Genomic DNA, 11887 nt, shown 5'->3' with positions numbered 1-11887 from the left:
AAAATTCATGTCGCACACCGCTTTTGCCGCTGACGAAACGCTCTTTTCAGCCAGTGACTTTTCGGCCGCTTTGGCGGAGTCAACCTCACCGATACCGGTCTTTAAAAAGACCCTCAAGGCCGCCCAAGAAACCATGGACGCTCGCTTTCGGGCCGGCGAGGATATTCGCAAGCTGATCTACGGTCGCGCTTGGCTGCTGGATCAACTGTTACTGCAAGCATGGAATCTGTTTGATTGGCCCAGCCATCAGCATTTTTGCCTAATCGCGGTGGGCGGCTATGGCCGAGGCGAACTTCATCCTCGCTCCGATGTTGATATTCTTATCCTCCTAGATAACATCACCGATGCCGAGGTACAAGACAGCATTAGCCGTTTCCTCACACTCTTGTGGGATATTAATCTCGATGTCGGCTCTAGCGTGCGCACGGTTGATGAGTGCTATGATGAAGCGCAAAATGATATCACTATCGCCACCAACCTAATCGAGTCCCGCCCTCTGATTGGCAACGAAGACCTACATATTCAGATGTACCTGCGCGTCACGTCGGAAGGCGCTTGGACCGATAAAGAGTTTTTCCTCGCGAAAGTGAACGAACAAAACGGTCGCCACGATAAAACTAATGATACCGAGTACAACCTTGAGCCTAATCTGAAAAACTCCCCCGGAGGGCTTCGGGATATGCAGACCATTGGCTGGGTTGCAAAACGTCACTTCGGTGCCACCTACATTCGCGATCTTGTCGATCACGGTTTTCTCACCGAACAAGAACTCGACACCCTCAACAAAGGTGAACTCTACCTTTGGACGGTACGCTACGGTCTGCACATGCTGTGTCAGCGGCGCGAAGATCGCCTCCTGTTTGATCATCAACGTAGCCTCGCTGAACTATTCGGTTATACCGATCAAAGCGGCGCCTTGGCCGTTGAACAGTTTATGAATAAGTATTACCTCGTGGCCAAAGCGATGTCAGAATTCAACGGCATGCTGCTGCAATATTTTGATGAAGTAATTCTGCGTCATGAAGAGGAACAGGTGATTGAACCTCTCAATAACCGCTTCAATCTGCACAACGGCTTTATCCGAGTGGCCTATGATAGCGTTTTTGAGCATCACCCCTTTGCCATGCTAGAGATGTTCGTCCTGCTTGCGCAACATCCCGAGGTAAAAGGTGTTCGCGCATCCACCATTCGTTTGATCAGAAACAATCGTCACCGTATCGATGATGAGTTTCGCAGCGATATTCGCAACACCTCGCTGTTTATGGAGTTACTGCGTCAGGATAAGGGCGTCTCCACTGAATTAAAGCGTATGAACCGTTTCGGTATCCTCGGGCTATACCTGCCAGAGTTTGGTCAAATTATCGGTCAGATGCAGCACGATCTGTTTCATATTTACACCGTTGATGCTCATACGCTCAAAGTCATTCAGAAGGTTCGTAAGTTCCGCCATCAAGATCAGCGCGAAAAATTCCCCATCGCTTATCGTATTATCAATCAACTTCCCAAGCTGGAATTGATCTATATTGCGGGTCTCTACCACGATATCGCTAAAGGTCGCGGCGGTGATCATTCGGAACTAGGAGCTGAAGATGCCATTGCTTTCTGCCTACGCCATCACTTGGGTAAATGGGACACTCACTTAGTACAATGGTTGGTACGCAATCACCTATTGATGTCGATGACAGCGCAACGCAAAGATATCTCTGATCCGGATGTTATTCTGCATTTCGCCAAACAAGTCAGAGACATTGTGCATCTGGATTACCTCTATATCCTCACGGTGGCCGATATCAATGCCACCAATCACAGCCTCTGGAATAGCTGGCGAGCTACGCTGATGCGTCAGTTATACACCGAAACTAAACGCGCCCTGCGGCGTGGCTTAGAAAACCCGGTCAACAAAGATGATCGTGTCGAGCAGATTCAGAATGAATCGCTGGCGATTATGCAACGCAAAGGCTTCGACGAAGAAGACGTACTGGAGTTTTGGAAGCTACTCGGCGATGATTACTTCCTCCGAGAACAACCTCAACATATCGCCTGGCAGACTCAAGCTATACTCGAACATGGAGACTCCGATGAGCCATTGGTGATGATCCGTAAAACCTCTTACCGAGCATTCGAGGGCGCCACTGAGATATTCATCTATATGCCCGATCTGCCCAGCCTCTTTGCGGCGGCGGCCTCAGCCCTCGATCAACTCAAGCTTAACATCCAAGATGCTCGCATCATGGTGGCGGATAACAATCAGGCGCTGAACACCTACACCGTCTTGACCGAAGACAATGAGCCGCTTCCCGATGACGATGCCTTCCTAGATCAGATTCGTCATCATCTGGTAGAAGAGCTGGATGATCCCGATGATTATCCCGCTATTATTCAGCGTCGAATTCCCCGACAGATGAAATTGTTTGCTTATCCAACTCAGGTCAACATGAGTACCGATCCGGCCACTCAACTGACGACCATTGAGATCATTTCACCGGATCGCCCCGGGCTACTAGCCCGCTTAGGTGGTATTTTCGTTGATTTTGATATTTCAGTGCGTAAAGCCAAGATCGCCAGTATTGGTGAACGGGTAGAGGATTTCTTCTTTATCTCTGATCATCACGGCCAACCTATCAGCGACCCCGATATCTGCATCAAATTACAGCAGGCCATCTGCCAGCAACTCGATGAATACAGCTAGTAGCAAAAAACAAACACCCTATTCGCCCGGCGATAGGGTGCTACTCGCCAACCTTAGGAACACTCATGGACACAACAACTCAAACTGAACTCGAAGCGGCGGCCTTTCGCCGTTTACTCCAACATCTTGATGAACGCAAAGATGTACAGAACATTGATCTAATGATTCTTGCCGGCTTTTGCCGTAACTGTTTATCTAAATGGTACAAAGCGGCTGCCGATGAGCAGGGCGTTGAACTCAGCTACGAAGACGCCTGCGAACACGTCTATGGCATGCCTTACAGTGAATGGAAAGCCAAGCATCAACAAAAAGCGACTCCTGAACAGCTCGCTGCCTATCAAGCCAGCCAAAAACCTGCTTAAAGCCGCCGGTTGATACAACGATAAGTATCAAAAAAAAACGCAGCCACTTCAGCGTCGCTGCGTTTTTTAGCTTTCACTCACTCAGTCATGCTCGCTAATGATTGTTTTCCCAAGCCTGCTGCACCTGACTCAAATCAACTTCAAGAATCGTGGCATAGACATCGGTTTGCAGTGGATAACTTTTCACCACCCGCGCCCCATGAATAATCCCAGCTACCGCGCCTTGAAACGAATTATTTTGCAAAATCATATCCTTAACAGAGGTTGTCCCCGCAATATATTGACCATGCACTAGCGCCGTAAGTTCGCGATAAGCATCCAGCTTCGATGCTTTCATCGCCTGCAATACTTTATGCTGTTGACTTTGCCCCGCTTGCAAACTAATCGGAGCATAACCGGTAACCTGTACCCAGTTAGGCTCGAGCGGCGTACTATCCACTCGCGGCGGTAGATCCGGTAAAGCAGACACAATATCCTTGGTGGACTCAACAAAGGTTTCACAACCCGACAGAGCAACCAGCAACAACGCCGCCAAACAAACCCGAGATAGTTTTTTAAACCCAGCGGTCAATATCATCACTCGCTCTCCGAGACGCGTTGTCGGGTGCCATTTTCGATAATCATCCCCTCATCCATCGCTTTAATCGGATTATAGCCCGGCAGCGCACCTTCCAATCGAACCGTGGGGATATTCGTTTGCGAGGCGGCCAATACCTGTCGAGTCGTGGTATCTAACACACGCGCATTAACAATCAGACCATCTTGATGCTGACTATAGGTACCCGTTAAGACAAAATGGATACGAAAACGATTACGAATACTCGATAGATTAGCCGCCGATAATGGCTCTTTTACCGTGGTATTCAAGCTGACGGCGCGATAATCGATCAGATTGTAGCCATGCTGCTGTAATTGAAAGATGAAGTTTTCACTGAGGCGTTCGCCCGTCGGTGTGCCTGAGGCTTTACTGCCTAACTGTACAAAAGGCAAAATCGCAATCGGCAAACGTTTCACTCGGTTTTCCTGCAATCCGACATTCAACTGCACCGCCATCTGCGCCACCGTTTCACTCAAAGGATCGCCACCGCTAGGCTGATGCCCCACCAGACTCACCTCATATTGCGCCTGCGCGTGTTGCGCTTCAAGATTTGCCGTCTCCGCCTCACGTATCTGCTGCAACGCCTGCGGATCGATATGCTGCACCGTGACAGGAATCGACTGATTCAACGAACACCCAGCTAACAGGATGGGACATAGCAGGAAAGAATATCTCATCAACACCCGACACTCTGAATTAAATATACGTTTAAACTAACATAAATCAGGCACTTAAACAGTCCCCGCCGTATTGCAACGAATCAATAATTTGCATACCTTAGTGTATTATCGGTCAGCCAGAAAGTATGTTTAGCCTTATGATACGAATCGCCGCCGCGTTATTGCTTACCCTTGTCAGCTTGTCACTGCATGCCGTTACGATGGAGGCCGAGGGCCGAGCCCTCATATTCGATAAGGATATTGATTCGGCACGTCGAGCCGCGATCAAAAATGCCACTCAGCAAGCCTCTCTTCAAGCCAGCGCGATCGTCAGCAGCACTCAACGCATCGATCAGGGCGTATTGAGTATCGACAATATGCAGGTCAGCACACTGGGTATGGTCAGTAATATTGAAGTGCTCGACGAAAAAATTCAGGGGCGGATGCTGTGGGTTAAGCTGCGAGCCGATATCGATTTTGAAGCAGGCTGCCCAGCGGGTGTTTCCGGTCATGGCTATCAAAAATCCGTGGCCGTGACCGCCTTTCCATTACTCTATCCACAACACGCCAGCTTAGGGGATCTGAGTAATATTCAAACTGAACTGAGCCATATACTCAGCAACCAGATCAATCAAACCAGCAACCTCAAAGCGCTCAGCGCAGGCATGCTAAATGTTCACGAAAACACCCGTAATGCCCCCACCCGTCAACTGAGTGCTGGAGCGCTAACCACCGTACTCGGCTACACTCGACAACTCGATGTGCAATATATTGTCTCCGGCGTTATTCGCGATATGACGATGTACGATTCATCGGTCACCGATCCGAAGCGCAATATACTCGTCGATTTTTATAACCGCATGGATTACCGCAGTCAACGTCACTTACGCACCTTGGCACTCGATCTATATATTCACGATGGTTTTTCTGGGGCGCTTTTATTTAGCAAGCAATACACTACCGCTGGACGCTGGAACCTAGCACCCGAAGCTAGACCTCACTTTGCCAGTGCGGCCTTCTGGCAACAGGATTATGGTAATCAAACTCAAATACTGATCCATCAAATCGCCGATGATCTCAATGATGAACTGCGCTGCATGCCATTCACCGCAAGGATCACCAAAAGCGAAGATAATTTACTCTGGTTTAATGCGGGGGCACTTTCCGGCATGAAGGTCGGCGATAAACTCACCGTCTATCGTAAATCGAACTTCTTCAGTGACACGATGCGCAGCCATGTACAGCTAACTAACACCCGTAAAACCATGACCGTCATTGAGGTGCAGCCGATGTTCGCCATTGGTCGGCTGGCCGAAGACAGTAGCATCGACAATATCCAAGCCGATGATGTCGTTATTGCCTGGTAATGAGTCTCGCTAATAGCACACAAGCGGCCGCTTAATGTCTCGTTAAACAGCCGTCTGTCGCCATTAGCAAAACTTATTGACTACCCCGAATATTCACCTCGACGCGACGATTCATCGCCCGTCCACCCACGGTATCATTGCTCGCCACAGGGTAGCGCTCACCATAGCCCCTAGACTGTAACCGTAGCGGCGGTACTCCGCCACGAGAAAGATACTCGGCAACACTGGCGGCACGTCGTTCAGACAACGTCTGATTGGTTTCAAATGACCCCGTGCTATCGGTAAAGCCATCCACATTCACCACCGTTTTATCAAATTTGATAAGCACTTTAGCCACCGAATTTAACGTAGGATAGAACCCCTGATCAATATTATAAGCACCGGTTGCGAAGGTAACATTGCCGGGCATAACGAGGCGAATCGAATCCCCAATGCGTTCCACGCGAACACCGGTACCCTCTAGCTCTTGGCGTAACAACATCTCCTGTTGATCCATGTAATAACCAATACCGCCGCCCACGGCCCCGCCTAACAGAGCGCCCGCGATTGCGCCTTCTGTGCGATTACCTTTACCGGCCACCGCATTGCCCAACACGGCCCCCGCTACCGCGCCGATACCGGCACCGCTAGTGGCATTACTGGTTTTCGCTTCTTGGGTATAAGGATCTAGCGTCTGACACCCAGCTAATGCGAGTGCACCCGCTAAAACTATCACTTTTTTCATTATCACTCCTTTGGGTATTGGTGACCGCGATCAGTGCATTTAAGTGCGCGCTGAACGCGAGTAACATACGTTTATATCATCGTGCTTCCAACGATCGATTTATCAGGCTTTGTCAGTCGATCTTAGTGATCATATTGCCAACTAAGTTCCCCAGCACAAATATTGACCCTAAATTATCGTTTTTTAGCCTGAATATCACCTTATTGGTGCAATTTTACCGATATAGATCTGGTTTCAGGGTACAACAACTTATAGAATCTGTATTAACACATAAGTAAGACCTATGTATTGCGGTCATCTCATCTAGTCCCGAGGATTATCACTTGTCTCAACTACCAGTCATTGTGGGGTTCGGCGGCATCAGCCCAGCCGGACGAAGTTCCTTTCACCATGGCTATCGCCGCCTGTTGCTCGACAAGCTTAACGATACAGACCGTAACGAGACACTGCTCGATCTGGCGACCCTTATGGGGTTAACCCATTACCAAGACAACTGTTATACCGATCAACAGGGTAATCCAACCCCGGTCAGTGAACTATTAGCCGCCATTCAACCTCAGGTTTGTAATAACACGCTGATTCGTCGCATCGAAAAAGACTGTTTCGATGTTCATCAAGTGACCTTCAATAAACCCGCCACACTGAACACCGATGGCGCGATCCGCTTTACCTTGCGCGCGCGGCAGATGCCGAAACATATCCCTGCCAACTGGACAGTCAATACACTATCGGCGAAACAGGTCGAAGTAACTGTTCAGGGTAATCTGGACGTTATCTTCCCCGATCACAAAGAAGCGTTAGTCCAATCAGCGGGGCAACTACCCAGCGGTTTTCAACCAGGCAAGCTGTATCAATCACGCAATCATCCCCGCAATATTCAGATGACTATCTTCGGCGCGTCCGACGCATTACAGTCGGTGGGTATTCCCTGGGATAAAATTGCCGCCAGCGTACGCCCAGATCAGATCGGTGTTTATGCCAGTAACTCTATCGGTCAGCTCGATGACTTGGGTTTTGGCGGCTTAACTAAATACCCCTCTATTGGTAAACGCACTACCTCTAAGCAGATGCCTCTCGGTTATGCACAGATGCCTGCTGACTTTATCAATGCGTATATTCTCGGCAGTGTTGGCGTCACCGGCGGTGCTTTGGGTGCCTGCGCGACTTTTCTGTACAACCTACGTAACGCCGTCAATGATATTCGTGCGGGGCGTCGCAAGGTTGTATTAGTGGGTGGCAGCGATGCACCGGTAACGCAGGAGATTATCGAAGGCTTTCGTTCGATGGGCGCCCTCGCAGAAGATAAAGATCTGTTGGCCCTAGATAACCTCAGCGAACTGAGTGACGATGATTACCGTAAAGCCTGCCGTCCTTTTGGCGACAACTGCGGTTTCACTATCGCTGAATCATCACAATTTACGCTGTTAATGAGTGATGATTTGGCTCTTGAACTCGGCGCCGATATCTACGGTGCCGTGCCTGAAGTCTTCGCTAACGCCGATGGTCATAAAAAATCGATCTCTGCACCGGGTATCGGTAATTACATCACGCTGGCAAAATCGGCCGCTTTAATCAAACAAATGCTCGGTCAAGCATCACTTCAGCAGCGCAGCTTTGTTCAAGCCCACGGTACCAGTACCCCGCAGAACCGCGTAACTGAATCCCACGTTATCAATGAAACAGCCAAGGCCTTTGGCATTCAAAACTGGACCGTTGCCGCGCTGAAATGCTATATCGGTCACTCTCAAGGCACCGCTGGCGGTGATCAGCTGAATCTCTCGCTGGGTATGTGGAGGTACGGCTATATCCCCGGTATTGCCACCACTGCCGAGTTTGCCTCCGATATCCACGCCAGCAACTTAAACCTGAGTCAGCAGCATATCGAGGTCGGTCCACAAGGGATGGATTCCGTCATTCTCAACTCTAAAGGGTTTGGCGGCAATAACGCCAGTGCGGTTGTTTTGGCGCCGCATATTACCCAGCAGATGCTCTTGAAACGGCATGGCGCAGAGGCCATCAGTCGCTATCAAGACAAGCTTGAAGTGACCCGTGCAAACGCAGCGAAATACGATCAAGACAGTATCAAGGGTCTCACACGTCCCACTTATCTCTATGATAACAATGTGCTGACAGGTGAAGATCTTGAGATTAATAATCAACAGATCAAGCTACCCGGTTATGCTCAACCGATCAGTTTAGATATCGATAACCCGTTTAAAGATATGAGCTAGCTGACACGACTTAAACGATCTACCTTAAACCTAAGCGCTGTCTCTCAGCATTAGGTTTAGGGTTTACGTTCATCATTCAGTATCACAGGCAATCATATATTCAGCGTTATCACCGCATCACTTATGACGCTGACCGGCTGCACGGATAACATCACTCAGCTATCGGAACCGATATCCGTTATTACACCTTTGATCTGAAACATCACACGCTCTTTCAAGACAGTCGCTCAACCTGCTATAATCTTAGCAATGCCCAATATGCAGGTCCAATCGAGAAAGTTTACGCCACCGGCATCGCTGATCCAAATTATCGTGCTAGCTTAATCCGCCTGCTGTAGACGCCAGAAGGTTGGCCTCATCAGACTGATAACATCCGCGACAATGGCCGCTATTATCGCCTACTCGCCAATGCGCATACCGATACCGTTTGGCAAACCTTTGAAGATATCGACGACACGCTTTATAACGACAAGATATTTGTCGACTGAAGCACACTTGCCTCAATGATCGCCGCTAGTGGTTCTTGTCTAATATCTGCAACGGTTGCAGCGATCAAGGCCACTCTTTCTGGATAATTCACCTGCCCCTGATAACCACACAATGGCATATCGGGGCTATCGGTCTCTAGCACAAAGCTGCCTAGGGGCAACTCGGCCACCAGCCGACGTAGCTTAAGCGCCCGCGGATAGGTGATCGCGCCGCCGATACCTAACTTAAAACCCAGCTGCAAATATTCAACCGCTTGTTGCTGACTTCCCGCAAAGGCGTGAACTAACCCCGCCCGCGGTAATTTGAGCTGTCGCAATTGTTTAAGTAGCTGATCATGGGCTTTACGTACATGCAACAAAACCGGCTTATCATACTGTTTAGCCAACAGCAGCTGCGGGTGCAATACGCTTAACTGCGCCCTCAGATCCGCGTCGGGAATAAACAGATCTAAACCTATTTCACCCAGCGCAACAATCTCAGGGTGCTGTTGTAATAGCTGTTCTAGCCGCTGCAGATCGTCCGTATGATCATGCGCTAAAAAGCAGGGATGCAGTCCTAGCGCAGGATAGAGGCCTTTATGTTGCTGACACAGCGTTAGAATGCCAGCCCAACGCTGCCGATCCACCCCAGGCACGACAAATCGAGTCACTCCTGATTGCCGCGCACGCCTCAACACCGCCTCGATATCAGCGGCAATAACGGGAAAATCAAGATGACAATGGGTATCAATCAGTTGCATAACGCTATTATAGACAGGTTAACGCCACAACGAAGCGCTAAAGGCGACACAAGAAAAATTGCGGATCGCATATATGCGTGATGATATTGCCGTCGTACGACGGCGATAGGTGCGCATCCTTGCGCTCGAATATAGACCAACATGCTAGCGATTTAATCGCTGATACGCGTTAGTGTTCCCGCGTCGAACGGAACTGAAGGTCGGGCCAACGCTCTTCTGTCAAACTCAAATTAACCCGTGTCGGTGCCAGATAGGTCAGCAGACCACCGCCATCCAGTGCCAAGTTATCACCCCCTTTACGACGAAACTCTTCCAGCTTGCGTTCATCATCACATTCCACCCAGCGAGCGGTGGAGATAGTGACGGGTTCGTACATGCATTCGACCTTATATTCATCTTTCAGTCGATACACCACCACTTCAAACTGCAACTGCCCCACCGCGCCGAGAATCAGATCGTTCTTGTTGATCGGCTGAAACAACTGTACCGCGCCCTCTTCCGATAGCTGTTGCAAGCCTTTCTGCAACTGCTTCATCTTCAATGGATCTTTCGGCCGTACTCGACGAAACATCTCCGGCGCAAAATGCGGAATACCGGTGAATTTAAGATCTTCACCTTCGGTGAAGGTATCACCTATCTGAATCGTACCGTGGTTATGCAGGCCGATAATATCGCCAGAAAAGGCCTCTTCAACGTTCGAGCGATCACCCGCCAAAAAGGTAACGGCATCAGCAATTTTGATATCTTTTTTAATGCGTACATGGCGCATTTTCATGCCCCGTGTATAGCTACCAGAACAAACGCGCATAAAGGCGATTCGGTCACGGTGTTTGGGGTCCATATTGGCTTGAATCTTAAACACGAAGCCCGAAAAAGCCGGTTCATCCGGCGCTACTTGCCGACTGAGGGTGTCCCGAGCAATAGGTGCAGGCGCAAGCTCAACAAAACCATCGAGCATTTCACGTACACCAAAGTTAGACAGTGCGGTACCAAAATAGACTGGGGTTTGACGCCCGGCCAGATACTCCACTTGATCATATTCATGACTCGCGCCACGCACCAGATCAACCTCGTCGATAAAGTCCTCATACAGTGCACCGAGTAACGCTTTAGCCTCCTCCGATTCAAGACCTTTAACCTGAATATCATCGGGGATAACGCTACCTTGCCCTGGCGTAAAGACATGAATGGTATCGGTATAGAGGTTATATACACCGCGAAAATCTTTACCCATACTGATCGGCCAAGTAATCGGAGCGGCGGCAATCTTCAATACCTCTTCGATCTCATCCAGCAAATCGATAGGATCACGGATATCTCGGTCCATTTTATTCACGAACGAGAGAATAGGCGTATCCCGTAAACGACACACCTCCATCAGCTTGATGGTGCGGTCCTCAACACCCTTCGCGCCATCAACCACCATCAACGCCGAATCGACCGCCGTGAGGGTACGATAGGTATCTTCGGAGAAATCTTCGTGCCCCGGAGTATCCAACAAATTGACGATACGACCATTGTGAGGAAACTGCATCACCGATGAGGTGACCGAGATACCCCGTTCCTGCTCCATACTCATCCAGTCGGAAGTGGCATGACGATCTGACTTCTTACCCTTCACCGTACCGGCTTTCTGAATCAGGTTTCCGAACAACAACAGTTTTTCGGTAATCGTCGTTTTACCCGCATCAGGGTGAGAGATGATAGCGAAAGTACGACGCGTCGTGACTTCCTTAGAGATACTAGACATAGAGATCCGGTTATTATGAAACAGCCCTGCACAGCCCACCGCAGCGACTTAAAAATAGAATGGCGGCTATTTTCGCCGATCAGGAAAGAATCCACAACCGAAAGCTATAACCACAATAAAGATTTCTAAACAACGACGCGATCAAGTGAAGCCTTAGGGAAGGTGCGAATAAGTCAATTCCGCCTCTGGCTTACAGAGAAGTTGGAGATCAAGGCAACAGTTACAGGCATACTGGTTGTACGTCGAAAAATGTTAACGCTGAGATCCTGCTTCTCTGAA

The 11887-nt window shown here is 49.4% G+C and carries 9 protein-coding genes; 4 read left to right on the top strand and 5 right to left on the bottom strand.

The window, feature by feature from the left end:
• The first annotated feature begins 7 nt into the window (after positions 1-7).
• Both Q4488_RS04305 and Q4488_RS04300 read left to right on the top strand, forming a co-directional pair.
• Positions 8-2689, top strand: coding sequence for a [protein-PII] uridylyltransferase (locus Q4488_RS04305; protein WP_303579234.1), 2682 nt, complete (start codon positions 8-10; stop codon positions 2687-2689).
• Positions 2690-2754: 65 nt separating this feature from the next.
• Positions 2755-3051 (top strand): DUF1244 domain-containing protein, encoded by a 297-nt coding sequence (locus tag Q4488_RS04300; RefSeq protein ID WP_303579233.1) that lies wholly within the window; start codon positions 2755-2757, stop codon positions 3049-3051.
• Between the two features lie 94 nt (positions 3052-3145).
• On the opposite strand, the gene Q4488_RS04295 is transcribed toward Q4488_RS04300, so the two are convergent.
• Both Q4488_RS04295 and Q4488_RS04290 read right to left on the bottom strand, forming a co-directional pair.
• Positions 3146-3628 (bottom strand): LPP20 family lipoprotein, encoded by a 483-nt coding sequence (locus Q4488_RS04295; protein WP_303579348.1) that lies wholly within the window; start codon positions 3626-3628, stop codon positions 3146-3148.
• The gene (locus Q4488_RS04290; RefSeq protein WP_303579232.1) at positions 3628-4326 is read right to left on the bottom strand and encodes a FlgO family outer membrane protein; all 699 of its coding nucleotides are present in this window, start codon (positions 4324-4326) and stop codon (positions 3628-3630) included. The genes Q4488_RS04295 and Q4488_RS04290 overlap by 1 nt, the downstream gene beginning before the upstream one ends.
• A 140-nt stretch (positions 4327-4466) precedes the next feature.
• Between Q4488_RS04290 and Q4488_RS04285 the strand changes: the two genes are divergently transcribed.
• Positions 4467-5675 carry a flagellar assembly protein T N-terminal domain-containing protein gene (locus tag Q4488_RS04285; protein ID WP_303579231.1) on the top strand — a complete coding sequence of 403 codons (1209 nt, stop codon included), beginning with the start codon at positions 4467-4469 and terminating at the stop codon, positions 5673-5675.
• Positions 5676-5748: 73 nt separating this feature from the next.
• Here Q4488_RS04285 and Q4488_RS04280 read toward each other — a convergent pair whose 3' ends face one another.
• Positions 5749-6399 (bottom strand): OmpA family protein, encoded by a 651-nt coding sequence (locus Q4488_RS04280; protein ID WP_303579230.1) that lies wholly within the window; start codon positions 6397-6399, stop codon positions 5749-5751.
• Between the two features lie 323 nt (positions 6400-6722).
• Here Q4488_RS04280 and Q4488_RS04275 point away from each other — a divergent pair, with 323 nt between their 5' ends.
• On the top strand, positions 6723-8630 hold the full coding sequence (locus tag Q4488_RS04275) for a beta-ketoacyl synthase (protein WP_303579229.1): 1908 nt from the start codon (positions 6723-6725) through the stop codon (positions 8628-8630).
• 460 nt (positions 8631-9090) lie between these two features.
• On the opposite strand, the gene Q4488_RS04270 is transcribed toward Q4488_RS04275, so the two are convergent.
• Both Q4488_RS04270 and Q4488_RS04265 read right to left on the bottom strand, forming a co-directional pair.
• On the bottom strand, positions 9091-9858 hold the full coding sequence (locus Q4488_RS04270) for a TatD family hydrolase (protein WP_303579228.1): 768 nt from the start codon (positions 9856-9858) through the stop codon (positions 9091-9093).
• Between the two features lie 169 nt (positions 9859-10027).
• A complete protein-coding gene (locus tag Q4488_RS04265) occupies positions 10028-11608 on the bottom strand; it encodes a peptide chain release factor 3 (protein ID WP_303579227.1) in 1581 nt (526 codons plus the stop codon).
• Between the last annotated feature and the right edge of the window lie 279 nt (positions 11609-11887).

It is taken from the genome of Amphritea sp. 1_MG-2023, assembly GCF_030547545.1.
GTDB lineage: Bacteria > Pseudomonadota > Gammaproteobacteria > Pseudomonadales > Balneatricaceae > Amphritea.
Note: the sequence above shows the minus strand (reverse complement) of the source record. Positions and strands in the feature narration are given on the sequence as shown.